The organism is Halegenticoccus tardaugens, assembly GCF_004116405.1.
Classification (GTDB): Archaea; Halobacteriota; Halobacteria; order Halobacteriales; family Haloferacaceae; genus Halegenticoccus; species Halegenticoccus tardaugens.
On record NZ_SDIC01000004.1, the window covers coordinates 1 to 25987 of the forward strand.

General features: G+C 73.2%; 23 protein-coding genes and 1 pseudogene. 19 read left to right on the plus strand and 5 right to left on the minus strand.

The genetic code is table 11. From position 1 onward, the window contains the following. From C3L37_RS24830 to C3L37_RS10965, 10 genes and pseudogenes are all read left to right on the plus strand, one after another. Positions 1–383, plus strand: a pseudogene (locus tag C3L37_RS24830) (cobalt-factor II C(20)-methyltransferase); the annotation flags it as partial. Next, positions 380–1276: a cobalt-precorrin-4/precorrin-4 C(11)-methyltransferase gene (locus C3L37_RS10925; protein WP_129114656.1), complete on the plus strand. Its 897-nt coding sequence runs from the start codon at positions 380–382 to the stop codon at positions 1274–1276. The pseudogene C3L37_RS24830 and the gene C3L37_RS10925, both read left to right, overlap by 4 nt. A gap of 1 nt (position 1277) precedes the next feature. Beyond that, positions 1278–2321: a cobalt-precorrin 5A hydrolase gene (gene cbiG, locus C3L37_RS10930; protein WP_129114657.1), complete on the plus strand. Its 1044-nt coding sequence runs from the start codon at positions 1278–1280 to the stop codon at positions 2319–2321. Further along, positions 2318–3190 carry a precorrin-3B C(17)-methyltransferase gene (locus C3L37_RS10935; RefSeq protein ID WP_129114658.1) on the plus strand — a complete coding sequence of 291 codons (873 nt, stop codon included), beginning with the start codon at positions 2318–2320 and terminating at the stop codon, positions 3188–3190. Before cbiG ends, C3L37_RS10935 begins: the two co-directional genes overlap by 4 nt. A 5-nt stretch (positions 3191–3195) precedes the next feature. Continuing rightward, entirely contained in the window at positions 3196–4278 is a 1083-nt protein-coding gene (gene cobJ, locus C3L37_RS10940) for a precorrin-3B C(17)-methyltransferase (RefSeq protein WP_129114659.1), read from the plus strand. Between the two features lies 1 nt (position 4279). Continuing rightward, positions 4280–4606: a ferredoxin gene (locus C3L37_RS10945; RefSeq protein ID WP_129114660.1), complete on the plus strand. Its 327-nt coding sequence runs from the start codon at positions 4280–4282 to the stop codon at positions 4604–4606. Beyond that, the gene (locus C3L37_RS10950; protein WP_129114661.1) at positions 4603–5334 is read left to right on the plus strand and encodes a cobalamin biosynthesis protein; all 732 of its coding nucleotides are present in this window, start codon (positions 4603–4605) and stop codon (positions 5332–5334) included. The genes C3L37_RS10945 and C3L37_RS10950 overlap by 4 nt, the downstream gene beginning before the upstream one ends. After that, complete coding sequence (locus tag C3L37_RS10955) at positions 5331–6560, plus strand: CbiX/SirB N-terminal domain-containing protein (RefSeq protein ID WP_129114662.1); 1230 nt, start codon at positions 5331–5333, stop codon at positions 6558–6560. Before C3L37_RS10950 ends, C3L37_RS10955 begins: the two co-directional genes overlap by 4 nt. Before the next feature lie 2 nt (positions 6561–6562). Continuing rightward, the gene (locus C3L37_RS10960; protein ID WP_129114663.1) at positions 6563–6934 is read left to right on the plus strand and encodes a DUF3209 family protein; all 372 of its coding nucleotides are present in this window, start codon (positions 6563–6565) and stop codon (positions 6932–6934) included. Then, positions 6927–8360, plus strand: a complete 1434-nt coding sequence (locus tag C3L37_RS10965) for an outer membrane protein assembly factor BamB family protein (protein WP_228546207.1) — start codon at positions 6927–6929, stop codon at positions 8358–8360. Before C3L37_RS10960 ends, C3L37_RS10965 begins: the two co-directional genes overlap by 8 nt. Positions 8361–8403: 43 nt before the next feature. On the opposite strand, the gene C3L37_RS10970 is transcribed toward C3L37_RS10965, so the two are convergent. The 3 genes from C3L37_RS10970 to C3L37_RS10980 form a co-directional block, all read right to left on the minus strand. Beyond that, the gene (locus C3L37_RS10970) at positions 8404–9156 is read right to left on the minus strand and encodes a CbtA family protein (protein ID WP_129114664.1); all 753 of its coding nucleotides are present in this window, start codon (positions 9154–9156) and stop codon (positions 8404–8406) included. Next, positions 9156–9344, minus strand: a complete 189-nt coding sequence (locus tag C3L37_RS10975; RefSeq protein ID WP_129114665.1) for a CbtB domain-containing protein — start codon at positions 9342–9344, stop codon at positions 9156–9158. Before C3L37_RS10975 ends, C3L37_RS10970 begins: the two co-directional genes overlap by 1 nt. Positions 9345–9409: 65 nt before the next feature. Then, positions 9410–11722, minus strand: a complete 2313-nt coding sequence (locus C3L37_RS10980) for a VWA domain-containing protein (protein ID WP_129114666.1) — start codon at positions 11720–11722, stop codon at positions 9410–9412. Between the two features lie 35 nt (positions 11723–11757). On the opposite strand from C3L37_RS10980, the gene C3L37_RS10985 reads away from it, so the two are divergent. Genes C3L37_RS10985 through C3L37_RS10995 form a run of 3 tightly spaced genes read left to right on the plus strand, consistent with a single transcriptional unit; the run spans position 11758 to position 17280 of the window. Next, a complete protein-coding gene (locus C3L37_RS10985) occupies positions 11758–15747 on the plus strand; it encodes a cobaltochelatase subunit CobN (protein WP_129114667.1) in 3990 nt (1329 codons plus the stop codon). After that, on the plus strand, positions 15737–16456 hold the full coding sequence (locus C3L37_RS10990) for a precorrin-8X methylmutase (RefSeq protein WP_129114668.1): 720 nt from the start codon (positions 15737–15739) through the stop codon (positions 16454–16456). Before C3L37_RS10985 ends, C3L37_RS10990 begins: the two co-directional genes overlap by 11 nt. Then, a complete protein-coding gene (locus tag C3L37_RS10995; RefSeq protein ID WP_129114669.1) occupies positions 16453–17280 on the plus strand; it encodes a cobalt-precorrin-7 (C(5))-methyltransferase in 828 nt (275 codons plus the stop codon). The genes C3L37_RS10990 and C3L37_RS10995 overlap by 4 nt, the downstream gene beginning before the upstream one ends. 53 nt (positions 17281–17333) lie before the next feature. Here C3L37_RS10995 and C3L37_RS11000 read toward each other — a convergent pair whose 3' ends face one another. Continuing rightward, complete coding sequence (locus C3L37_RS11000) at positions 17334–18104, minus strand: sirohydrochlorin chelatase (RefSeq protein ID WP_129114670.1); 771 nt, start codon at positions 18102–18104, stop codon at positions 17334–17336. 189 nt (positions 18105–18293) lie between these two features. On the opposite strand from C3L37_RS11000, the gene C3L37_RS11005 reads away from it, so the two are divergent. Together C3L37_RS11005 and C3L37_RS11010 are read left to right on the plus strand one after the other, a co-directional pair. Beyond that, complete coding sequence (locus C3L37_RS11005) at positions 18294–19595, plus strand: cobyrinic acid a,c-diamide synthase (RefSeq protein WP_129114671.1); 1302 nt, start codon at positions 18294–18296, stop codon at positions 19593–19595. A gap of 27 nt (positions 19596–19622) precedes the next feature. Beyond that, entirely contained in the window at positions 19623–20321 is a 699-nt protein-coding gene (locus tag C3L37_RS11010) for a cob(I)yrinic acid a,c-diamide adenosyltransferase (protein WP_129114672.1), read from the plus strand. Positions 20322–20367: 46 nt separating this feature from the next. Here C3L37_RS11010 and C3L37_RS11015 read toward each other — a convergent pair whose 3' ends face one another. After that, positions 20368–21672, minus strand: a complete 1305-nt coding sequence (locus C3L37_RS11015; RefSeq protein ID WP_228546208.1) for an MFS transporter — start codon at positions 21670–21672, stop codon at positions 20368–20370. A gap of 36 nt (positions 21673–21708) precedes the next feature. On the opposite strand from C3L37_RS11015, the gene C3L37_RS11020 reads away from it, so the two are divergent. The 4 genes from C3L37_RS11020 to C3L37_RS11035 all read left to right on the plus strand — a co-directional run bounded on the left by C3L37_RS11020 (position 21709) and on the right by C3L37_RS11035 (position 25981). Continuing rightward, on the plus strand, positions 21709–23265 hold the full coding sequence (locus C3L37_RS11020; RefSeq protein WP_129114673.1) for a cobyric acid synthase: 1557 nt from the start codon (positions 21709–21711) through the stop codon (positions 23263–23265). A gap of 70 nt (positions 23266–23335) precedes the next feature. Further along, positions 23336–24109 (plus strand): nucleotide-binding protein, encoded by a 774-nt coding sequence (locus tag C3L37_RS11025; protein WP_129114674.1) that lies wholly within the window; start codon positions 23336–23338, stop codon positions 24107–24109. Beyond that, a complete protein-coding gene (locus tag C3L37_RS11030; RefSeq protein ID WP_129114675.1) occupies positions 24106–24687 on the plus strand; it encodes a hypothetical protein in 582 nt (193 codons plus the stop codon). Before C3L37_RS11025 ends, C3L37_RS11030 begins: the two co-directional genes overlap by 4 nt. Positions 24688–24730: 43 nt before the next feature. Continuing rightward, positions 24731–25981, plus strand: a complete 1251-nt coding sequence (locus C3L37_RS11035; protein WP_129114676.1) for an AI-2E family transporter — start codon at positions 24731–24733, stop codon at positions 25979–25981. Positions 25982–25987 lie beyond the last annotated feature (6 nt).

Below are 25987 nucleotides of genomic sequence, written 5' to 3' on the forward strand. Positions count from 1 at the left end.
CGGGCTACGACGTGACGTTCGGCCGACGGCTGTTCATGGAGCACGGCGAGACGATCGTCACCGACGACCCCGCGGAGCTCGCCGACCGCGACTACTACACCCTCGCGTACGCCGAAAAGCGCGACCTCGACGCGTCGTCGGCGACGGCGGCGTTCCTCCGCGACGACGAAGAGATCGACGGGGATCGGGAGGGACGGCCGGACCGCGTCGCGCCGTCTCCGACCGGGGAGGGTGACGGGGGCGCGTGGGCACCCGGCGCGTCCGACGCCGACGACCGCGGTCCGACCTCGGACTCCTCGCCTGCGGCCGCGTCCGCGGGCGGGTTCGCGGCCGAGGAACGCGCCGCGGGCGAGTCCTGCGGCGACCCGGAGGGCGAGCGATGACCGACGCCGACGCGGACCCGCAGGCGGCGATCGACGCGCGGGGCGAGCGGCGGGCGCGCGAGCGCGACCCGCGCGTCGACGAGCTCTCGGCCGGTGATTCCCAGGAGGGCATCCCGTTCGTCGGCGCGGGACCGGGCGATCCCCGCCTGCTGACCGTCGCCGGCAGGGAGCTGCTGGCGGACGCCGACCTCGTCGTCCACGCGGGATCGCTCGTCAACAGCGAACTCCTGGACGCCTACTGCGCCGACGCCGAGACCGTCACTTCCGTCGGCAAGGACCTGGAGGAGCTGGTGCCGCTGATGCGCGACGCCTACGAGGACGGCCGGTCGGTCGTCCGGCTCCACAGCGGCGACCCGGCGATCTACGGCGCGGCGCTGGAGCAGATGGACGCGCTCGAACACGCGGGCGTCCCGACGTACCTCGTCCCCGGTGTCACCTCGGCGTTCGCCGCGAGCGCGACGCTCCGGACGCAACTGACGCTCAACGAGGTGGCGAACCACGTCGCCTTCACTCGACCGCGGGGGCGGACGCTGAGCGAGGCGGAGGATCACGTGAGCGAGTTCGTCGGCATGGGCGACGTGACGACCTGCATCTACCTCGGGACGCACGCCGTCGCCGAGACGATGGACCGCCTCCTCGCGGACGGCCACGACCCGGACACGCCGGTCGCGGCGGTGTACCACGCGTCGTGGCCCGACGAGGACGTGATCGAGGGGACGATCGAGACGATCGGCGAGCGCGTCGAGGCGGCCGGCTACCGCGCCTCGGCGATGGTCATCGTCGGCGAGGCGGTCACCGGTGCCGGCTACGAGCGATCGTACCTGTACGGCGACTGGGCGAACCGCGGCGCGGACCGAACCGACGCGAACGAGACGAGAACGGAGAGTGACTGACGTGAGCACGGACGACGACGCGACGGACGGGACGAGCCGAGCGAACGTAGACGAAGCGAGCGGCCGCGACGGCACCGCCGGAAGCGACGGCTCCGGCGGGGGCGGCGGTCACTGCAGCGCGCCGGACAGCGACGGCGAGGTGGCCGAGGAGATCGCGGTCGTGAGCTTCGAACGGAAGCTGGACACCGCGGCGGAGATCGTGGCCGGCATCGGCGACCGCTACCGGGCGATCGACGTGATCGAGTACCACGGCGACGTGTTCGAGGAGCACTGGGGCGAGTACGACTGCTTCGTCGGGCTGATGGCGAGCGGCATCGCGATGCGGAAGACCGCGCCCCTCCTCGACGACAAGTGGGAGGACCCCGCGATCGTCGTGATCGACGAGGCGCTGACGTGGGCGATCCCGATCACGGGCGGCCACCACGGGGCGAACCAGGTCGCGGAGGACCTCGCCACGCTCGGCGCGGTTCCCGCGATGACGACCGCCTCGGAGGCGGCGGGCAAGCAGGGCGTCGAAAAGCGGGCGAAGGCGCTCTCGGCGCACGTCGTCAACGGCGGGTCGACGGTCGCGACGAACCTCGCGGTGCTGAACGACGAACTCGGACCCGTCGCCCGACTCGACGGCCCGCGCGCCGTCCTCGTCGGCGACGACGTGACGGTCCTCAAACGGAACGGGGAGCCTGGCGTGGTGATCGGGACGGGCAGCGTCGCCGGCGCGGGGGAGGCGCAGTTCCTCGACGCGTGGAACGACGCGCTCGCCGCGGCGGCCGCCGACTGGGATGACGTGGAGTTCGTCGCGACGGGGACGCGAAAGGCCGACGAGGAGGGGCTGCTCGCGGCGGCAGAAGCGCGCGGCGTCGGCGTCGTCGCCTTCGACCGCGAGACACTCCTCGACTTCGAGGGCCCGACGCCGTCGCGCTCGAAGGAACTCATCGGCTGGCCGGGCGTCGCGGAGGCGAGCGCCCTCGCCGGCGGGCGCGAGCACGAACTCGTCGTCGAGAAGCGCCGCCACGAGAACGCCGTCACGGCGGCGGTGGGACGATGAGCGCGGACGAGGTATCCGCGGCGAGCGCCACCGCCGATCTCGGCACGCTGTACGTCGTGGGCATCGGTCCCGGTCTGCCGCACGCGATGACACAGCGAGCGAAGGACGTCGTCCGGACCGCCGACTGCGTCATCGCCTCGAACCTGTACCAGCGCTTCCTCCGCCGCGACGGGACGCTGCCGCCGAAGGAGGCGGTCGCGGACGGCGGCGTCGCGACGCGCGGGGACGGCGGGACGCAGGAGATCGTTCGCTCGTCGATGGGCCGGCAGGTCGAACTCGCCCGGGAGGCGTTCGAGCGCGTCCGGGCGGGGCAGGACGTCGCGCACGTCTCCGGCGGCGATCCCAACGTGTACGGCAAGTCCGACCTGCTGTTTCTGATGGCGGAGGAGGAAGGGGCGACGGACGTTCCGATCGAGGTCGTCCCCGGCGTCACGGCGGCGCTCGGCGGGGCCGCGAACCTCGGCGCGCCCCTGTCGAACGACTTCTGCACCGTCTCGCTGTCGGACAAGTGGCGCGGCTGGGACGAGATCGAAGAGAAGCTTCGCGCCGCGGCGATAAGCGGCTTCGTCGTCGTCCTCTACAACTGCTGGCGGGACTACGAGCGCGCGATCGAGGTCCTCCGCGAGGAGCGCGCCGACGACGTCCCGGTCGCCATCTTCAACGACGCGAGCAGGGGCGACGCGGGCCGGAATCTCGACGGCGAAACCCACACCCTGACGACGCTCGGCGAGGCGACGGCGCACGACGAGGAGGTCGGCGGCATGGGCACGTCGATCCTCGTCGGCACCCACGAGACGCGCGTCTGGCGAAACGACCACAGCGAGTACCTCGTCACCCCGCGCGGCGGGCGTGACGTCGACGACTTCTGACACCCATGAGCACCGAAGACACCGCGGAGACGGCGGAATCGAACGCGAACGAAACGACGGGCGAACCGAACGCGGAGCGCGAGACGGAACCGCGCGCCCGCTGCGGCGGGGCGCGCGACGGTTCGACGGCCGGGTCGAACGCGGCGTCGAAGACGAACTCTGAGTGCGGCGCGGCGGGCGACGAGTCGGCGTCGACGTCGACCTGCGGCGGGTCGAGTTCCGCGACGGACACGTCGGCCCCGGAGTGCGGCGCGTCGGCGAAGAAGGCGACGACGGCGGAGCGCGTCGGCTCGACGGTCGACGACTTCGATGGCGACCCCGGACGGCTGGTCGCGGTCGGCCTCGGACCGGGTCGACCGGACGGGATGACCGCACGCGCACGCGCAGCCCTGCTCTCGGCCGAGCACATCGTCGGCTACACGACGTACATCGATCTCCTGCCAGACGAGATCACGGAGGCCGCGGCGGCGCTGTACGACACGCCGATGTGCGGCGAGGTCTCCCGGACGGAGGAGGCGGTCGACCGGGCGCTCGCGGGCAACGACGTCGCCATCGTCGGCAGCGGCGACCCGAACGTGTACGCGCTCGCTGGGCTGGCGCTGGAGATCCTCGAATCGAAGGGCGCGACGGCGTCGATGGTCGACTTCGAGGTCGTCCCCGGCGTCCCCGCGGCCCAGTCGTGCGGTGCGCGGCTGGGCGCGCCGCTCGTGAACGACACCGTGAGCGTCAGCCTCTCGGATCACCTGACGCCGATGGCGGAGATCGAATCGCGGCTGCACGCCGTCGCGGGCGAGGGCTTCACCGTCGCCATCTACAACCCCTGGAGCAGAAAGCGCAGGGAGAACTTCGAGAAGTGCTGCGAGATCCTGCTCACCCACCGCGATCCCGACACGCCGGTCGGGATCGTCCACGGCGCGGGCCGCGAGGACGAGCGAGCCGAGTTGACGACGCTCGGCGAACTGGCGGACCTCGGCGAGACCGACCTGATCGACATGACGACGACCGTCCTCGTGGGCAACGAGGAGACCTACGTCTGGGACGGGCGGATGGTCACCCCGCGCGGGTACGAGCGCAAGTACGACTACTGAGATGTACGAGATCGAACTCGACAGGGGGGCGTGCGAGGGCATCTTCGCCTGCCTCGTCCGCGATCCGCGGTTCGTCGAGGCGGCGGACGGCCTCGCGGCGATCGAGACGGACGGAGGAGAAGCGACCGACGGAGAAACGGATGGGGGAGAGTCGAAAAACGGGGAAACGGCCGGCGGGAAGGGTTCGGACGGAGCCGAACCGGAAACGGCCGACGGGGTCGACCGACGGATCGTCGCCCGCTTCGACGACGACCGGCTCGACGAGGCCCGCCGGGCGGCCGCCGCCTGTCCAGTCGGTGCGATCGCCGTCGCGGAGGTGGAGCGATGAGCGGCACCGACGGTCCCGGCGAACCGCGGGACGGCACCCGGAGCCCGCCGGCGGATCTGCTCTCGCGGCACCCCGAGACGGCGTACTTCTGGGGCCGCGCGATCGGCGACGGCTCGGTCTCGGCGGACGCCGTGCGGATCCGCGCGCGGGACGAGACGGCGGCCCGGCGGCTGTCGGCGATCGCGGGCGGCGCGCGCGTCGACCACCGGATCCGCGAGCGGTCGTTCGCGCACGACACCGCCGTCACCCGCGTCGAGGACGAGTACCTCGTGCAGGTCATCGCCCCCGCTCTCGGTGAACGCGTGAGCGCGGCTTTCGGGCTCCCGATCGACGACGACCCCGGTGGCTACCGGCTGGACGCCCTCGCCGCGCACGACCGGCAGTTGCTCCGCGGGCTGCTGGAGGGCTGCGGGACGGTCTGCTTCAAGGAGTCGACCGGCGGCCTCGGCGTCTCGTTCGTCCACGAACTGCGGTTGCTCCGCAAGGTTCGCGGCCTGCTCGACGCCCGCCCCGTCTCGATCGAGACGACGGAGCCGGCGGCGGCGTCCGGCGATCGCTACTGGTTCAGCGTCGCCGACGCGGACGCCCCGGCGTTCGCCGAGTGGGTGTACGAGGGGAGCGAGGAGAGCGGCCTGTTCGCCCCGAGCAGACGGCGGAAGCTCCGCCGAAGCGTCGAGCGGGCGACCGCGGACCGCGAGGGCGACCCGGCCGCGGAGGCGCGGCGGTGAGCCGCGCGAACGACACGCCCGACGCCGGCTCGCCCGCGGACGAGGCGGTCCTCCTCGTCGGGCACGGGTCGCGCCGCGAGCGATCGAACGAACAGGTTCGGTCGCTCGCCGCAGCTCTCGAAGGTCGGCTCGGACTTCCGGTCGACGCGGGCTTTCTCGAACTCGCGGAACCGTCGATCCCCGACGCGATCGCGGGGCTCGCCCCCGCGGCGTCGACCGTGACGGTCGTCCACCTCTCGCTTTTCGCCGCGAGTCACGTCAAGACGGACGTTCCGCTGGCGGTGCGGCGGGCGCGCGAGGCGCACCCGGGGCTCTCGCTGTACAACGGGGCGCACCTCGGGATCCACCCGGCGATCGTCGATCTCCTCGACGACCGCGCGGTGGCAGTCGAGCGCGCGCTCGACGTCGAGCGCGGGGAGGAGTCGGTCGCGGTCGTCCTCTGCGCCCGCGGGTCGAGCGACCCGGACGCGAACGGCGACGCACACAAGCTCGCGCGCCTGCTGTACGAGGGGCGCGACTTCGCCGCGGTCGAGACGGCGTTCGTCGGCGTCACGGAGCCGCGTCTCGACGGGGCGCTCCACCGCGTCGCCAAACGGCGGCCAGACGCGGTCGTCGTCCTCCCGTACATGCTCGGTGACGGCGTGCTGACGGAGCGCGTCCGCGAGACGACGGCCGACTTCGACGCGTCGTACCCCTACGCCGCCGCCGCCGCCGGCGACCCGCTCGGGACCGACGAACGCCTGCTCGACGCCCTCGCGGACCGCTGGCGGGAGGCCCGAACCGGGAGCGTCGAGATGTCGTGCGACACGTGCAAGTACAAGGTCGACCTCGACGGCTTCGAGGACGACCGCGGCGGCGCGCGGGCGATGCTGCGCGCGCTGACGCACGAGGGGGCGCACGCCGACCGCACAGACGTGGACGACGAACCGCACGCCCACGACGCCCCGGAGAAGCACGTGGCCGTGTGCACGAACCGGACCTGCGCCGGGGACGGCTCGCCGGCCGTGCTCGAACGGCTCCGGCAGGCCGCCCGCGACTCCGACGCCTGCGACGCCCGGATCACCCGCAGTTCGTGTCTCGGCCGGTGCGGCGACGGGCCGATGGTCGCGGTGTACCCCGACGGCGTCTGGTACGGGGGCGTCGACCCCGCGGACGCCGATCGAATCGTCTCGTCCCACCTCGACCGGGACCGAATCGTGAGCGACATCGTCGACGGGATACTGTAACCATGAGCTGTCACGAACTCGAAGCGGTACGACTCGGACTGATGAACGTCCTCGGCGTCGAGGACAGGAGCGCCCGCGAACACGCGAAATCGGAACTGGAGGGTCACCTCGACGGCCCGATCGAGGGGTTGGCCGAGGCCGACTCGCTCGCGGCCCTCCGGCGGCACCTCGACGCCGCGCTCGTCGACCTCGAATCGGAAGTCGCCGGGACGGAGCCGACCGATCCGGAGTACGACTACCTCCGCGGGCGGCTCGTCGCCGTCCGCGACGCGGAACTGGCGCTGGATCGCCTCGCCGACCACGGTGCCGGCGTCCTCGACGGACTGGGCGAGACGCACGGCGCGCTCCACGAGGTCTTCCCCGCCGATGAGTGACATCTCACCGATGCGTGACGCGCTCGACGCTCGAACCGTCGTGCTCGGCGATGTGACGCCGGCTCGCTCCCGGCACGGCGGCCGGCGATCGAGCGTCCTCCTGACCGAGGACCTCGTCGCCGTCGGCACCGCCGACGGGGCCGTCCGGGCGTTCGACCCGGAATCGCTCGAACCGCGGTGGTCGGTCCGGCGGGACGAGTTGGGCGAGTCGCAACGCGAACGCGACGGCGGAAGCTCGCGCGAACGCGGCGGCGACGACGAACGCGGCGGTGACGGGGGCGCGTCGAACCGCGCCGCCGGCGGCGCGATCGTCGCCCTCGCGTCCCTCGACGGCACCCTCGTGGTCGGCGAACGCGGCCCCCGCGGCCTCGTCAGCGCGCTCGACGCCCGGACGGGCGCGTTGCGCTGGCGCTACGAGACCGCCGCGGACGTGGGAGAGGCGTCCGGCGGCGGCCGGTTCGGACTCCCGTTCGTCGCCGACGCGCGGTCCGCCGACGGTCGCGCGTTCGTCGCCGCGCGCCGCTACGACCGCTCGGGCGGCGACCGCTCGTTCCGGAGCGTCGTGTACGCCTTCGAGCCCGACGGGACGGTCGCGTGGCGGTACGAGAACGACGCCTCGCCGGTGAGCCTCGACGTCGGGGACGGGCGGGTCGCGGTCGCGTACAACCGCTGTCCCGGCGAGCACGCGGACGGTCTCGTCGTCCTCGACGCCGACGCCGGCGACGTCCGCGCGCGGTGGGATCCGCCGGGCGACGGCGAGCGCCGGGTCGGCGACGCGTCGCTGTTCGACGGCGGAGTCGCCGTCGCGAGCCACGCCGATTACCGCGGCTACGCGCTCGATACCGACCGGCTGGAGGCGGCGCGCGGTCGGGCGGGCGGCCCGGTAGACGACCCGGTCCAGGCGACCGACGGCGAGGGGACCCGATCGACCGACGAGGATTCGATCCGGTGGAGCGTCCCGCTCGGGATCGAGACGCCGACCGACGGCGAGACGCTGTACGCGTACCCGAACCACGTTCGCGCGGCGGGCGGCAGGATCGCCTTCCTCACCGGCAACACCTACTCGACGGCGGGCCGGGAGACCGACCGCCGGCACCCGGACGAGCACGCCCTCTCGGGGTACGATCACGACGGCGAGCGGCGGTGGTCGGTCTCGGTCGGCGGGTTCGCGACCGAACTCGCGGCCGACGGCGACCGGCTGGCGGTGCCGTGCGCGCAGCACTTCCGGTCCCGCGACCCCGAGGTCCACGGGCTCCGGCTGGCGACTCTCGAAGACGGAGCTGGCGAGGCGGTTTCGACGGACGGCGTCGTGACGGCCGCCGCCCTCGCGGACGGCCGCGTCGCGGCCGTCGAAGAACCCGTCGTCTACCACGACGAGGGCGTCGAACGCGGCGCGTACCGGCTCCTCGTCGCGACGGTCGACTGACTCGTCGCTTCCACCCTCTCCCCTCAAAAAAGCGCGCGTCCCTTCACAGCGGCGCGCCGCGGTCGGCGTCGGTGCCTCCGTCGAGGTCCGCCGGTCCCTCGCGGGCGCTCAGCAGGGCGAACCCGCCGGCCAGCGCGGCCCACAGGCCCAGTTGCCCGACGATCACGACGCCGGCGTACGCGAGTGTGAACGTCGCCGGCGCGGGCGTCGTCGCCCCCACGGGCGGCGCGAGCGCCGCACCGACGACGAGCGCCGCGAGCGGACACGCGGCCACGACGGCGGCCACTCCGACGTCTCGGCCGGCGCGCGAGAGCCGACGGTACGTCGCCAGCGAGAGCGCGCAGGCGAGCGCGCCGGCGACCATCATCCCCGCGTAGACCGCGAGCCGCGCGTCGGTGCCGAGCGCCCACGTCGTCCCCGGCGGCCGCGGAGGCAGCGCGAGCCACGGCGCGCCCGAGGCGACGACGAAGCCCGCCACGCCCAGCAGAGAGCTCCTCGTCGCCCCTCGGCTCGGAAGCGCCGGCTCGAACAGGTAGTACGCGACCCCGAACGCGCCGCCGAGGAGCACGCCCCAGAGGAGCCCCCCCGCGACGTCGGGAGCGGCGGCGACGAGGTCGACGGTCGCGCGTCCGGTAGCCGCGCCCTCGTGCGCGTGGTGCGCGTGACCGTGCTCGTTCGCGGCCTCGTACCCCTCCGCGACCGCGATCAGGGGCCCGGCGACGAACGCGACGAACAGGCCGTAGCCGGCCCCCGCCGCAGTCCCGGCGGCGAGCCCCCGCCGCAGGTACGCGAACATCAGTGGCAGACCACGCCCGCGGCGTGTCTGAAGTCGTGCAGGGACTCGTGGGCCATCGGCGCTTGCAGGAACAGCAGCGCGAAGCCGAGGGCGGCCGCGAGCCCGATCACCATCGCCGTCTGGACGGGCGTGAGCGTCGTTCCGGCGCGTGCGATTCGATCCGTAACCGTGTCTGTGGTGGTCGTCATCGAAACTCAAGTTGATTAGAAAACAATCTTGATTGTAAAACTATCGGGGACGGCACCGGACCCCTCTATCGGGAGGGCGATTCGTCGACCGCGGCGCGTCGCGGATCGCCCTCGGCTCCTCGGCGCGCCCGGTCGACGGCCGCGTCCACGCGCTCCGTCGACAGCGCGGACAGCGGCACGCGCTCGCCGCCGGTGCGTTCGACGACGTCCGCCACGAGACCCGCGCCGTCGTTGCCGGCGTCCACGACGACGACGTGCGCCTCCCGTTCGGCGAGCGTCCGGGCGGCGGCGCGCGTCTCGGCCGTCGGGCTGTCACTCGCGTTCGCGCGTCCGTCGGTGACGAGGACGACGACGCCGGCCGTCGGGGCGGCGCGATCGAGCACCTCGGCGGCGGTTCGGAGGCCGGCCGCCAGCGGCGTCCGGTCGCCGGTCGGCAGCTCCTTCAGGTGGCGGGCCGCGAGGTCGACGCTGCCGGTCGGCGGGAGCACCACGGCGGCGTCGTCGCCGGCGAAGGCGACCATCGACACCGCGTCGCGACGCTCGTAGGCGTCGCGGAGGAGGTCGAGGGCGATCCCCTTCGCCGCCCGCATCGCCGGCCGCATGGAGGCGCTCGCGTCCACCGCGAACACGACGAGCGCCTCGGCGGTCCCCTCGCGGATCGACCGCCGCAGGTCGCGTTCGCCGACGCGATCCGCGCCGCGCGCCGCGGCCGCCCGCACGGACGCCGCGGCGTCGATCGCTCCCGAATCGGACCCCTCCGCTCGCTCCGTTCGAACGCGCGGTCCGTCGGCGCTCGGGGACGGTGACGCGCGGACCCGTCGACCCGACGCGGCGGATCCGTCGCCCCGATCCGACGCGTCGCGGGCGATCACGGGCGCGACCCCGTCGCCGACCCCCGCCCGCGACTCCCCCGGAACGATCGGCGTCGCCGGCTCCGCGTCGTCGTCTGAACCCTCTCGGCCGTCGTCTCTTTCTCCCTCTCCGTCGGCCATCGATTCCTTCCGGTCGGCCGTTTCTCCTTCTCCGCCGGTTCCCACTCCTCCGTCGCCGTCGACGCCGCCGCCCTCGTCGCGGGCGCCGTCCCCTCCGTCGGACCCGCACCCGTCCGGTCCGTCCGACCCGCCGGTCCCGTCCTTCCGACCGTCGACACCGTCGTCCCGCCCCGGTTCGTCGCCCCCGCTCCCGTCGCCCCGGCCGTCGCCTTCTCCGTCGTCGCCCTCACCGTCCGCGCTCCCCTCGTGCTCGGCCGCGTTCGCCCCCTCGTCGCCGCCCGCGTCGTCCCCGTCACCCGTTCCGTCCTCGCCGAAGTGGTCGTCGACGATCGACTCCGCGTCGGGTGCGTCATCGAAGGGCGTCGAGCGGAGGCGGTGCGGGAGCGCGAACGCCGCCGCCTCGCGGAGGTCCGACTCGACGACGGTCGTCCGGCCGGCGAGCGCGGCGAGCGTCATCGCCGCGCGCGCCGCGGCGATGTCGGCGCGGTGGCCCTCGACACCGGCGTCGCGGCAGAGCTCGGCGATCTCGCGGCGGAACTCCGGCGCGATCGTCACGTCCGGGCGGCGCTCGCGGGCCGCCAGCAGTCGGTCGCGCCACTCGGCGGTTCCCCTCGTCTCCTCCCCGTCCGCCCCCGCCGAGTCGAGGCCGAGCGCGCGGTCGATCACGGCGACCCGGTCGTCGAGGTCGCGACAGCCGGTCACGGACGCCTGGAGGTCGAAGCGGTCGCGGAGCTGCGGCCGGAGATCGCCCTCCTCCGGGTTCATCGTCCCGACGAGGGTGAACGCGGCGGGGTGGGCGACGCTCACCCCGTCGCGCTCGACGCGGTTGACGCCGCCCGCCGCGGCGTCGAGCAGCACGTCGACGAGGTGGTCGTCGAGGAGGTTCACCTCGTCGACGTAGAGGATTCCGCGGTTGGCCCGGGCGAGGAGTCCCGGCTCGAAGTTCGCCTCCCCGGCGAGCGCGTCGGAGACCGAGAGCGTCCCGACCACGCGGTCGCGGGTCGCCCCGAGCGGCAGGGTCACGAGCGGAACCGGCCGCGACTCGATCGGAGGATCGGACCGCCCGCGGCAGTCGACGCACTGGCCTCCCGGGTCGTCCGGCGGGCAGCCGAACGGACAGTCGGCGATCGCCCGCTGCTCGGGGAGGAGGTCGACCAGCCCCCAGACCGCCGTCGACTTCGCCGTTCCCTTCTCGCCGCGGACGAGCAGCCCCGACAGCCCGTCGTCCGCGACGACCGCCAGCAGCGCCCGCTTGAACGCCTCCTGTCCGACGATGTCGCCGAACGACACCGGCACCGCCGAGTCGCTTTGCTCCCCAGCGTGCCCTCGGCTCGCTTCGCTCGCCGAGGACGCCGACAGGTTTTTGCCGTCCCGTAAATCAACCATACTTGCACTAATCACAATAGAGGTTTAACAACGTTATGCCACTCATCGGACTGTACACCGCGACCGAGAACGAACTGGGGGCGGTGCAGGCGGCCGCGTCGGCGGTGGAGACGGACCTGACCGTCAGATCGTCGTCCGACCTGGACGACCCGACCGACGCCGAGGCGTTCGTGGACGAACTCGTCGACGCCGACGCCGTCGTCCTCTGGCTCCACGGCGGCGAGGACAGCATGCCCGGATACGACCGCGCCGTGGCGCGCCTGCGCGAGGCGGGCGTCCCGCTGGTCGTGAAGTCGACCGGCGACGCCTTCGCGTTCGAGGACACGAGCGTCCCCGACGACGACCGCGACCGGGTGTACGAGTACTTAGAGCGCGGCGGCAGGACCAACGTCGCCAACTGCGTGCGCTTCCTTTCGAGCCGGTACGCCGACGGTGCGGCGCGCGCCGAGGGAGGCGACGCGTCCCCCGACTACGACGACCCGGTCGCGCTCCCGACCGAGGGCGTCTACCACCCGGACCACCCCGGCGCGAGCGCCGAGGAGCTTCGTGCGGCGCACGATCCGGACGCCCCGACGGTCGGGATCTGGTTCTACGAGTCCCACTGGACCCACGAGAACGTCCGGTACGTCGACGCGATGGTACGGGCCGTCGAGGCGCGGGGCGCGAACGCGCTGCCGGCGTTCTGCAACCCCGTCACCGACGACGGCGAGGGGAAGGACGCCGAGTGGACCGCCGAGAACCTCTTTTCGATCGACGGCGAGCCGGTCGTCGACGCCGTCGTCTCGTCGTTCATGTTCTCGCTGTCGATGGCGGAGCGCGGCCGGGACGCGAGCGACGAGGGCGAGCGCGCCGGGGAGGTGTTCCTAGACCGGCTGGGCGTCCCCGTGCTCCAGGCGATCACGACGATGCGGTCGCGCTCGCGGTACGAGGCGAGCGACGCCGGCGTGATGGGGTTCGAGCTGGCGCTGTCGGTCGCGCTCCCGGAGTTCGACGGAAACGTCATCACGCACCCCGTGAGCGGCAAGGAGCGCACCGAGGACGCGGCCGGGATCGGCAGCGTGCCGAAGGCGCACTTCCCGATCGAAGACCGCGTCGACCACGTCGCCGGGCTGGCGGTGAACTGGGCGCGTCTCCGGCACCTGCCGAACGAGGACGCGCGCGTCGCGGTCGTCCTCCACAACTACCCGCCGAGCGACGACGGCATCGGGACGGCGTTCGGGCTGGACAGCCCGGCGAGCGCCGCGAACCTCCTCGACGAACTGGCCGCGCGCGGCTACGATCTGGGCGGCGAGCGCCCGGAGAGCGGGCAAGCGCTCGTCGAGCGGCTGACCGCCCAGCTCACCCTCGACGACCGCTGGGTCGCCCCCGAGGACGTGCGCGAGTTGAGCGTCGACGTCGTTCCCCCGGATCGATACCGCGAGTGGTTCGCGGCCGCGGACGAGCGGTTCCGCGAGCGCGTGCTCGACGAGTGGGGCGAGCCGCCGGAGCGACCCTTCGCCGTTCCGGGCGTCGAGTTCGGGAACGTCCTCGTCACGGTGCAGCCGCCGCGCGGGTTCGGGATGGACCCCTCGAAGGTGTACCACGACTCCGACCTCCAGCCGCCGCACGACTACGTCGCCTTTTACGCGTGGCTCCGGAAGGCGTTCGAGGCCGACGCCGTCGTCCACCTCGGCACCCACGGTAGCCTCGAGTGGCTCCCCGGAAAGACCGTCGGGTTGAACGGCGAGAGCGCCCCCGACGCGCTCGTCGACGACCTCCCGAACGTCTACCCGTACATCGTCAACAACCCCGGCGAGGGGACGCAGGCGAAGCGGCGCTCGTACGCCGCGATCGTCGACTACCTCACCCCGCCGATGCGCGACGCGGGGACGTACGACGAGCTGGCGGAACTCGAAGAGCTGGCGAGCCGCTACCGCGCGGCCGGCGAGACGGCCGCGAGCGGCGACGGCGGCGCGGAACTCGAACGGCTCCTCCGGGAGACGGTCGAGGAGCTGGACCTCGGGGTCGAACTGGGGGTCCGGGGGGACGAGGCGGCGAACGCCGTCGAGGTCGACGAGGATGAGGCGGTGCTCACCGCCGAAGTCGACGAGGATGAGGCGGTGTCCACCGCCGAAGTCGAAACGGACGAACTCGTCGAGCGCATCCACGAGTACCTCACCGACGTGAAGACCACGCAGATCCGGATGGGGCTGCACACGATGGGCGAACCGCCCGAGGGCGAGCGCCTCGTCGAGTACCTCGTCGCGCTCACCCGCCTCGAAAACGCGGGCGCGCCGAGCCTCCGGGCGTCCGTCGCGGGCGCGCTCGGCGTCGACTACGGGCGGATGCTGGAGGAGCCCGGCGCGTACGACGAGGCGCTCTCGATGACCTACGCGGAGGCGGCGGACGAGGTGTACGGGACGTGTCTCGACCTCGTCCGGACGCTCGCCGAGCGCGACTTTGACGTGCCCGAGTCGGAGGCGGAGGCCGGACCGGACGACGAGGTGAACCTGAACCTGCTCGTCGTCGACGTCGACCCGCTCGGCGACGCCCGGGCGAAGCGCGGCGCGCACGACGACCTCCGCGGGGCGCTCCGGTTCGTCTGCGAGGAGGTCGCCCCGCGCGTCCGGGGCGCGAGCGCGGAGACCCCGCGGACGGCCGACGCGCTCTCGGGCGCGTACGTCCCGCCGGGCGGCAGCGGCGCGCCGACCCGCGGCGGCGTCGACCTGCTCCCGACGGCGCGGAACTTCTACACGCTCGACCCCCGGAAGGTGCCCGCGCGGAGCGCCTGGCGCGTCGGCCGCGAGGTCGCGGAGGGGATCGCGACGCGGCATTACGACGAGCGCGGGGAATACCCCGAGGAGGTCGGCGTCGTCGCGTGGGGGACGCCGACGGTGCGCACGCGCGGAGAGACGATCGCGCAGGTGCTCGCGCTCTTGGGCGTCGAGCCGGTCTGGACGGACGCCGGCCGGGTCGACGACGTCGAACCGATCCCGCTCTCCGACCTCGGTCGCCCCCGGATCGACGTGACGACGCGCGTCTCCGGGCTGTTCCGGGACGCGTTCCCGGCCGCCGCGAGCGTCGTCCACGACGCCGTCGAAGCGGTCGTCGACCTCGACGAGCCGCACGAGATGAACTACGTGAAAAAGCACGTCGAGGAGGAGGAGGCGCGGCTCGAAGCCGAGGGGGCAGAGCCGGCCGAGGCGGCGACGGCCGCCCGTCACCGCGTGTTCACGACCAAGCCGGGGGGCTACGGCGCGGGGACGAACAAGGCGGTCGACGAGGGCAACTGGGACGACCGGTCCGACCTCGCGGCCGTCTACGTCCGGTGGGGCGGGTACGCGATGGGCAAGCGCGGGACCGTCACGGACGCCCACGACGCGTTCGAGCGCCGCCTCGGGAGCGTCGAGGCGACCGCGAAGATCGAGGACACGATGGAGCAGGACGAGTTCGACTCCTCGGACTGGTACGCCTTCCACGGCGGGTTCATCTCCGCGGTCGGCGAGATCGCCGGCGAGGAGCCGGCCTCCTACGTCGGCGACTCCTCGGACCCGGACGACGTGACGGTGTACACGAACGAGGAGAAGGTGCGCAAGGCGATGCGCGCCCGCGTGCTCAACCCGGACTGGCTCGACAGCATGGAAGAGCACGGCTACAAGGGCGCGGGCGACCTCTCGACGACGGTCGACGTGGCGCTCGGGTGGGACGCGACGACTGGCGTCGTGAGCGACCGCCTGTGGGCGGACGTCGCCGAGAAGTACGCCTTCGACGAGGAGCGCGCCGAGTGGATGCGCGACGTCAACCCGTGGGCGCTCGCGTCGATCACCGGGACGCTGCTGGAGGCCGTCGAGCGCGACCTCTGGGACGCGGACGACGCGACCCGCGACCGCCTGCGCGACCTGCACCTCGGGGTCGACGGCGACCTCGAAGCCCGCGCCGGTGCGCGACCGACGGCCGCGGACGCGGACGATGGCGCGGACGCGACCGTCGACGCGAACGACGCCGACGCCGACGGCGTCCCGGGGGTGTCGAGCGATGACGACTGAGCCCTCGAAGGAGGGGTACGCGGACCTCGGCGCGACGACGCGGGAGGCGACCGAGATCGCGGAGACGAGCATGGACATCGTCAGGCGATTCGTCCCCCACGAGACGCTCTCGGACCGCATCCGCGGGAAGGCGGTTCACGCGACCGGCGACATCGAGTTCCAGCACCTCGTGCGGTTCGAAAACGACCCCGTCCGCGCTGGCGCGCGCGCGGTGCTCGACGGCGCGCCGATCGTGACCGACATCACGATGGTGAAAGCCGGGATCACCGGTCGCGGCCACGACTGCGAGGTCCGCAAGGCGATCGGGGCGGGCGCGGAACTCGCCGCGGAGACGGGGATGACGCGGACCGCGGCGGCGGTGCTCGAACTCGACCGCCGCGGCGTCTACGACGACGCGATCGCGGTCGTCGGCAACGCGCCCACCGCCGCGCTCGCGCTCGCCGACTGCGTCGAACAGGGCACCCGCCCCGCCGTCGTTGTGGCGACGCCCGTCGGGTTCGTCAAGGCCGAGGAGAGCCGCGAGCGCGTTCGGGAGGCGACACGCGCGACCGGGGTGCCGGCGATCACGACCGTCGGACGGCGCGGCGGCAGCGGCCTCGCCGCCGGGCTGACGAACGAACTGATCCACGTCGCGAGCGACGTCCGCGCCGGCGACGCGACGCTCGATCCGACCGACGGGCGGACCGCGGGCGGGGGGCGCGAGGGATGAACGAATCCCGAAGCGAGGTGTACGACGACCCGGCGGTTCGCGCCGCGTCGTCGCCGGAGGCGGTCGATCCCGCGGACGCGGCCGACCCGTCGGGATCGGCCGAGCCGGTGTACGCCGTCGGCATCGGTCCCGGGAATCCCGCGTACCTCACCCGCCGCGCCGTCCGCGCGCTTCGGGAGGCGGACGTCGTCGTCGGCTTCGAGACGGTCGTCTCGTTCGTCGAACGCGAGACGGACGCGGACCTCCTCGCGTGCGGCTACCGGGACGAGGACGAAGCGCTCTCAGCGTTCGGCGAGCGCGTCGCCGCGGGGGAAACCGGGACCGCGGTGCTCATGGGCGACCCGAACCACTCCGGCTACCAGTTCCTCGGGAAGGTCGAGGACGCGGTCGACCGCCCGGTCCGGGTGATCCCCGGCATCTCGTCGCTGCAGGTGGCCGCGAGCCGCGCCCGGACGCCGATGGAGGAGGCGACGTTCGTCACGCTGCACAAGCGCGGCGACGTGTCGGCCGACCTTGACCGCCTCGCGCGCGACGCCGGCGAGCGCCACCTGCTCGTGCTCCCCCGGCCGTTCGACCTGATGCCGGAGGACGTGGCCGCCCGCCTGCTCGACGCCGGGGCCGACCCGTCGCTCCCGGCGCTCGTGTTCGAACGGCTGACGCACGAGGACGAGCGGACGACGCGGACGACGCTCGGCGGCCTCGCGGGCGGTGCGGCTGGCGCGGCCGGGATCGACGACGCAGACAGCGTTGACGCCGCCGTCGACGGCGACGAGAGCCGTTTTTCGGACCTGTCGGTGCTGGCGGTGCGTCGAGCGCCCCGGTAGCGGGGCGAGGAGAGGACAGACGCGGAAGGGGGTGAACGAGAACCGGAGCGCGTTCAGACGTACCGCTCGGGATCGCCGCGGCCGTCCGTCGCCAGCCGGCGGGCGCGCTCCGTTAGCCCGGCGGCGGATGACTCGCCGACGAGCCGCTGCGTCCCGACTTCCGCCTCGATGGCGTCCGTGAGGCGGGGGTGGTCGCCGAGCGGTTCGGCGTAGGCGACGCCGCCGCGGTCGAGTTCGAGTTTTTCGGGGATCTCCCGGTCCGTCGCGGCGCTGCGGGCGAGAAAGAGCGGCACCGCGACCGCGCTCTCGGCGGCGTAGCCGTAGCGCGCGCACTCGACGGCCGGGTTTTCGAGGAGGTAGCTCGCGACGACCTCGTCGTAGTCGGTCTCCTCGCGGAGGCGGGCCGCGTGGTACTCGGCCGCCCGTCGCTGGTGATCCTCGGCCCCGTTCCCGAAGGCGACGAGCACGAGCGCGCGCTCGCCGGTTCTCGCCTCCTCGGCCCGATCAGCGATGACGGCCGTCGAAGCCGGGCTCCGACCGATCGGCTCGCAGTAGCGGACGTCGCCGGAGAGCGTCGACAGCGCCGCAGGGACGCCTTCGGTCGTCTCTCGGGTGTGCGCGAACGCCATCGGAACCGCGTACACGACCCCGGCGTTCACCCCGGCGAGGTGGGCCGGCAGTTCGCGCCCCGGCTCCCGTTCGTACAGCGCGACGTGCACCGCGTCCACGATCCCGCGGCGTTCGAGCCGTCGGGCGTGCGTCTCCAGCACCTCGCGCGCGTGTGGCGTCTCCCGGCCGATGAGTACGAGTGCGTCCTCCGTCATGGTCTCCATCGATCAAGTTAACTTTACTTAACCCAAATCGACTTGGTGGTGGCCATGCTGCATGAAGGTTTATAACTTACGGCGGTCGTCGGACGGGACCGTGGCGTTTACGAGCGACCGCGTCGACGGTCGGCCCGTGACACCGGGGAACGGACGCGAGGGGACGTGGAACGATCGCGAGGAGCGTCGATGAGGGGGTTCGTGCTCGCCGGAACCGCCTCTGGCGTGGGGAAGACCGTGGCGACGCTGGCGGTCTGTCGCGCCTTCCAGCGCGAGGGGCGCGTCGTCCAACCGGCGAAGGCCGGCCCGGACTTCATCGACCCGAGCCACCACACCGCGGCGACGTGGCGAGCCTCTCGGACGCTCGATCCGTGGCTACAGGGGGAGGCGGGTCTCCTCCGGAACTACTACCGCGGCTCCGGCGACGTCTGCGTCGTCGAGGGGATGATGGGCCTGTACGACGGCACGACGAGCACCGCCGCCGTCGCCGAGGCGCTTTCGCTCCCCGTCGTGCTCGTCGTCGACGCAAAGGCGGGGATGGAGAGCGTCGCCGCGACCGCGCTCGGTTTCCGGGAGTACGCCGCGCGGGCGGACCGCGACGTCGACGTGGTCGGCGTCGTCGCCCAGCGCGCCCACGGCGGCCGCCACGAGCGGGGGATCCGCGAGGCGCTCCCCGACGGGCTGGACTACTTCGGCCGGATCCCGCCGCGCGACGACCTCGAGATCCCCGACCGCCACCTCGGCCTCCTGATGGGCGACGAGTCGCCGCTGTCCGCCGATGCGCTCGACGCGGCCGCGGACTGCCTCGACGCCGCGGCGCTCTTCGACGCCGCGCGCGCGCCGCCGAAACCGGACGACGCGGAGGATCCCGCGGAGTCGACCGGCGCGACCGTCGCGGTCGCGGACGACGCGGCGTTCCGGTTCGTCTACCCGGGGACGCGCGAGCGCCTCCGAGAGCGGGCCGAGGTGGTCGCGTTCGCCCCGACGCTCGGCGACGACCTCCCCGACTGCGACGGCGTCTACCTCCCCGGGGGCTACCCGGAACTGCACGCCGACGCGCTCGCGAAGAGTCCCGCGCTCGACGTGCTCGCGGATCGCGCCGCCGACGGGCTTCCCGTCCTCGGCGAGTGCGGCGGGCTGATGGCCCTCGCCGAGTCGCTCACGACGGTCGAGGGCGAGACGCACGGCATGGCCGGCGTCCTCCCCGCCGAGGTGCGGATGCACGAGCGGTATCAGGCGCTCGACCACGTCGAACTCCGCGCGCGGTCGGAGGGGACCCTCACCGCCCGGGCCGGGGAGGCGATCCGCGGCCACGAGTTCCACTACTCCGGCGCGGACGTCGCCGACGACGCGCGGTTCGCGTTCGACGTAGCGCGCGGCAGCGGTATCGACGGCGAGCACGACGGACTGACCGAGTATCGAACCCTCGGAACGTACGCGCACGTCCACGCGGAGAGCGGGGCGTTCGACCGGTTCGTCGAATCGCTCTGAACTCACGAAACCACGAATCCGAGACAGATGACCGACGACACGGACGCTCCGAACCGAGACGAACGGCTGACGAACACCCCGGGCAGGGGGGTCACCCCCGAGGCCCGCCCCATCGAACCGAGCGCGCCCGAGGAGTTCGGCCTCGTGCAGGCGTGGTGGGGCGGCGGCAAGGGCAAGACCACGGCCGCGATGGGCATGGGCTTTCGCGCGGCGGGCCACGGCTACCGCGTCCACATGCTCCAGTTCATGAAGGGCGGCGCGTCCAGCGTCGAGGCCGTCCGCGGCGAGTACAACGCCGTCGCCGCGATGCCCGGCTTCTCCTACGAGAACACCGGCCACTACGGCTGGCACGGCTTCCGCGACGGGAGCGACGACGACGACCACGCCGCGAAGGCGAAGGGGGCGCTCGCCCGGGCGGCGGAACTCCTCGACGCGGCCGCCGATGCGGACCTCGCCGCCCCCCTCGACCTCGCCGGCCCGCCCGAGGAGGGCGTGCACATGCTCGTCCTCGACGAGGTGCTGTACGCCGCGAACTCGGACTTGATCGCCCCCGACGACGTGCTGGACCTGATCGACGCGAAACCGGAGCGGCTGGAACTGGTGCTCACGGGCAGTCACGAGGAGCCGGACTACCTGCTCGACCGCGCAGACCTCGTCACCGAGGTTCGAAAGGTGAAACACCCCATCGACGCCGGCCAGCGGGCGCGGAAGGGGACCGAGTACTGAGCCGCGAGAGGGGACCTCGTCGGCGGACGTCGACGAACGCGATCGCTCACTCGGCCGCCGCGGGCCCTCGCACGCCCGGCGACTCGGCCGCGAGGTGGGTGAGGCCGATCACGCCGACGAGCGCGACGGCGAGGATCGCCGGCGTCCACATCGCGACCGCGATGTTTCGCGCCTCGGCGACCGCGCCCATCGCCGTCGGGACGACCGCGAGACCGAGGTAGGTCGCGCCGGTGGTCAGCGCGTTCACCGGGCCGCTGTACGCCGGTTCGACGTCGATGCCGTACGACGAGAGCGTCGGGAAGAGCCCGGAGACGAGGACGCCCGCCGCGATCGTGGCCGCGAGCATCGGGTAGCCGGTCGTCCCGCCGAACGCGACCGCGAGCGTCGGCACCGAGACGAGCGCGACCGCCCCGGCCAGCGCGAGGTAGGGGACGCGCTCGATGAGCCACGTGCAGAGCAGGCGGCCGGGGACGTACGCGAGGAGGAAGGCGGAGAGCGCCGCGTTCGCAAGCGTCCGGTCGAAGAACGTCCCCGCGTAGTACGGCAGCCACGTGAAGATCGCCCCCTCGATGCCGCCGGTGAGCGCCATCGCCGCGACGGCCCCGAGGATCGCCGGCCGGCCGAGCAGTCGCCGGAGATCGGCGGTCGACAGCGCCCGTTCCGCTCCGACGTCGTCCGGAACCTCCAGCCGCGCGACGAGCGCCGCGACCGGGAGGAACCAGACCGCGAGCAGCAGGTAGGTCGCCCGCCAGTCGGTGACGCGGACCGCGCCGGTCGCGACGAGCGGGCCGGCGACGGCGCCGAGCGCCCACGCGACCGAGTAGAGCGCGAACACCCGGCCGCGACGGGTGGGGTAGAGGTGGCTCAGCACCGCGCGGTCGACCCCGCGGAAGACGCCGCCCGCGGTCCCCTGCCCGAACAGCGCGAAAAGCAGGAGCCAGTAGCCGGGCGCGCCCGCGAGCGCCAGCAGGCAGGCGACGGTTCCGGCGATCGCGACCAGCATCGTCCGTCGGGCGTCGAGCCGTCCGGCGAGGAAGCCGACGGCGAGCACGGCGAGGACGAACCCGACCGTCCCGGCGGGGGCGACGAGGCCGAGCACCCCCTCGGAGACGCCGAACGTCGACTCGAAGCTGGCGAGCAGCGCGCCGCGGCTCTGGAGGGCGATCGCGTCGCCGAAGACGAACAGGAAGACCGCGAACAGCCACGGGCGACGGCGGTCCATGGCCGCGGTTCCGGTCGCGGGGACTAAGCCGCTCGCGTCGCGGTGGGTTTCGCCGGGGGCGACGCGGACGGCGATCCGAGGCGAGCGCCGTCGGCCGAGCCACGCGCCCGACGGTCGCAGGCGAACCACAGATTGATGCGGCGGGCGCGCCGAGTCGCGGAAGCGATGCCCGACGCCCGAACGATACTCGTCGCCGGAACCGCGAGCCACGTCGGCAAGAGCACGGTCGCCGCGGGGCTGTGTCGCCTCCTCGCGGACCGCGGCGTCGCGGTCGCGCCCTTCAAGGCCCAGAACATGAGCAACAACGCCCGCGCCGTCCCCCGCGCGTCGGCCGTCGCGGGGAAACAGTCGGAATCCGCGGCGGCCGACGACGCGTTCGGCGAGATCGGCGTCTCGCAGTACGCGCAGGCGCGGGCGGCGCGGGTCGGGCCGACGACGGACGCGAACCCCGTCCTGCTCAAGCCGCGCGGCGACGGCGAGTCCCAGCTCGTGATCGACGGCCGGGCGGTCGGCAACGTCGAGGCCGGGCGCTACTACGACGATCACTGGGCGGACGCGCGGGGGGCGGCGCTCGCGGCGCACCGCCGCCTCGCGGCCGCGTACGACGTGATCGTCGCCGAGGGTGCGGGGTCGATCGCCGAGATCAACCTCCACCACCGCGATCTGGCGAACGTCGAGACGGCGCGCGCCGCCGACGCCGAGATCCTCCTCGTCGCCGACATCGAGCGCGGCGGCGTCTTCGCGAGCCTCGTCGGGACGCTCGAACTGCTGCCCGAGGATCTCCGCGCGCGCGTCGTCGGCGCGGCCATCACCAAGTTCCGCGGCGACGTCTCGCTGCTCGACCCCGGACTCGACGCGTTCGAGGACCGGACGGGCGTCCCGGTCCTCGGCGTCCTGCCCTACGACGACCCCGGACTCCCGGAGGAGGACAGCGTCTCGCTGCCGGTCGAGGGCCGACGAACCCTCGTCGGCGACGACGACGTCCCCGGCGACCGATCGGTGACGGTCGCCGTCCCGCGCCTGCCGCGGATCTCGAACTTCACGGACCTCGAACCGCTCGCGGCCGACCCCGGCGTCAGGATCGCCTACGTCCCCCCCTCGGACGACCTCGTCGACGCCGACGCGGTCGTCCTCCCCGGGACGAAGAACACGGTGGACGACCTCTTGGCGCTCCGCGCGGCCGGCTTCGGCCGCGCGCTCGCCGACTTCCGGGGGCCGATCGTCGGGCTCTGCGGCGGCTACCAGCTGCTCGGCGAGCGGATTACCAACGCCGCCGTCGAGGGGACGGGCGACGCCGACGCCGTCGAGGCGCTCGGCCTCCTCCCCGTCGTGACGCGTTTTTCGCGCGAAAAGCGCGTCGAAGCGGTGGAATTTGATCTCCGCGACGTCGCTTCCGATCACCCCCTCGCCGGCGCGTCCGGGCGCGTCTCGGGCTACGAGATCCACATGGGCGAGACGCGGGCGATCGGCCCCGTCGCGCTGCCGTTCGCGCGCCCGGGTGCCGATCCGACGGCGGCGCTGGGGGCCGCCGAGGGTCGCGCCGTCGGGACGTACCTCCACGGACTGTTCGAGAACCGAATCGCCCGCGAGGCGTTCGTCGACGCCGTCTTCGCAGCCGCGGGACGCGAGCGTCCGGGCGTCGAACCGGAGCGGGCGTCGCCGTACGACCGCGCGGCGGCGCTCGTCGAGGACCACCTCGACCTCCGACCGCTGGGGCTGTAGCGCGTCGGCTCGCCTTCGGACGGGACCTCGATCCAAAGATATAACAGCGAAAAGAGGTCAACCTCCGAACATGGTGGAGGCGTTCGCGGTCGCGAGCGGCAAGGGGGGGACCGGCAAGACGACGAGCACGCTCGCGCTCGGCATGGCGCTCTCCGCGTCCCACGACGTGACGGTCGTCGACGCCGACACGGGGATGGCGAACCTCCTCTTTCACGCCGGACTGGACGACGTGGAGGTGACGCTGCACGATCTGCTCGTCGAGGGGACGGGGACGGACGTCTCCGACGCCGTCTACGAGCGGTTCGGGATGCGCGTGGTGCCCTGCGGAACGAGCCTCGCGGCGTTCGAGGCGGCCGACCCCGCGAGGCTCCGGGACGTCGTCGCGGAGCTGGCCGCCGACGCGGACGTCATCCTGCTCGACTCGCCGGCCGCCCTCGGCTCGAAGAGCGCCGTCCTCCCGATCGTGCTCGCCGACCGCGTCGTGATCGTCCTCCAGCCGACGATCCCCTCGCTCAGCGACGGTCTGAAGGTGCAAGAGTACGCCCGCTCGTACGGCACCGAGACGGCCGGCGTCCTGTTCAACCGGGTGCGCGAGGACGTCGGCATCGACCGGGTGGCGGAGCAGGCGGAGCGCTACTTCGGCGGCGAGACGCTGGCGACGGTGCCCGAGAGCGACGCCGCTCGGGCGGCCCGACGGGCGGGGGAGCCGCTCCTCGCGCACGCCCCCGACGCGGCCGCAGCGGCGGCGTACCGCGAGGCGGCCGCCCGAATCGACGTACGACCCGGCGACGAGGAGGCCGTCGCCGCGCGGTTCAGAAGCGCGGTCGTTCCCGACACGCCATGAACCTCCCTCGCGGCGACCTCGTCCGGTCGCGCGTCGTCGCCGACCCCGCCGACGCGCTCGAACTCGCCCTCGATCGGACGCTCTCCGGCTACGTCGTGTTCGAACCCCAGGGGACGCTGCTGCTCGACGGGGAGACGCGGGGAGTGATCACGTTCGACGCCGGGGTCCCGGTGCTGGCGTACAACACGACGACCGACCGCGGCGGCCCGGACGCGCTCGCGGATCTCGCCGTTCCCGGCCCCTACCGCGCCGACCTGTACGAACTTCCGGAGCGCGCGCTCGCCGAGGCGCACGACACGCCGGAGCTTCGGGTGCCGCCCGGCATGCCCGCCGAGGAGCTCGCGGACGCGGCCGACCTCGCGGCGCGGACGCGCGCGGTCGCCCCGGACGATCGCGCCGACGACGAGGACGGCCACGCGAGCGCCGTCGAGGCGTTCCTCGCGGACGAGGCGAAGATCGACGCCATCCGCGAACGGGCGCGGGAGGAGGCGCAAACGCGGGCCGAGGAGTGGGGATTCGCCGACGAACTCCGCGAGCCGTCCCGCGGTCGCGGGGAGGGAGACGGCGCGGCGTGGTAGCTCGGCGACAGCATACAAAACCCACCCCCGCGTTGGGTTCGTCATGGTCTCGCGCCTTCCGTTCGACGTCGATCGCTCGCGACTCGGCTGGTGGCTCGTGGCGGTCGCGCTGGGCGCGGCGTTCGCGTTCGTGCTGTACTCGTTCGTCGGGACGTTCGTGCTGGCGCTTTTCATCTACTACGGGGCGCGGCCGATGCACCGGCGGCTCCAGCGCCGGATCGACTCGCCCGGGGCGACGGCGACGCTCACGCTGCTTCTCATCGTGTTGCCGACGCTCGCGCTCCTCGGCTACGCGGTCGGCGTCGCGTTCCAGGAGTTTACCGCCACCGTCGGCCCCGACCTGACGGGCACCGTCGTCGACCGCCTGCCGTTCGATCCCGAGTCCGTGACGGCGCTGACGAGCGAGCCGCGCCGGGCGCTCGCCGAGGCGGACACTCTCCGGGAGTTGCAGGGCGAGATCACGGCCGGGTTGCAGACCCTCGGCGCGGTGACGAACGGGCTGTTCCACCTGACGGTCGCGCTCGGCCTCGCCTTCTTCCTGTTCCGCGACGGCGACCGGCTCGCGGCGTGGTTCCGGGCGGACGTGAGCGACCGCGACGGCGTCGCCTACGCGTACCTGAGCGCCGTCGACGCCGACCTCGAAGCCGTCTACTTCGGCAACGTGCTGACGGTGCTCCTCGTCACGGTGCTGTCGCTCGTCGTCTACAACGCCTTCGCGTTCGTCTCTCCCCCCGGCGTGGGCATCCCGGCCCCGACGCTGCTCGCCGTGCTCACGGGCGTCGCCACGTTCATCCCGCTCGTCGTCGGGAAGGTCGTGTACGTCCCCGTGGCGCTGTTTCTCGCGTGGCGCGCCGTCTCGACCGCGCCGAACCGCCTCTGGTTCCCCGTCGTCTTCCTCGCCGTCGCGTTCCTGCTGCTCGACATCCTCCCGCAAACCTTCCTCCGCCCCTACATCGCGGGTCGAACGCTCCACACGGGGCTGGTGCTTTTCGCGTACATCCTCGGGGCCGCGCTCTTCGGGTGGTACGGGCTGTTCCTCGGCCCGCTGCTGCTCGTCCTGCTCGTGCAGTTCGTCAACCTCGTGTTCCCCGAACTCCTCCACGGCCTCCCGATCACGCCGCGGCCGTCGAGGGCGACCTCGCTCGGGTCCGATCCGAAGGTCGATCTTCCGGCCGCCGAGGGAGGGTCGGACGGCTCCCGGGGAGGGGCGGACGTCTCCGACGGCGATCGGACCGAGACGGCCGGCGGGTCGGAGCGTCAGCCCGATTCCGCGGACGACGCCTCGGACGGGTGAGCGTCG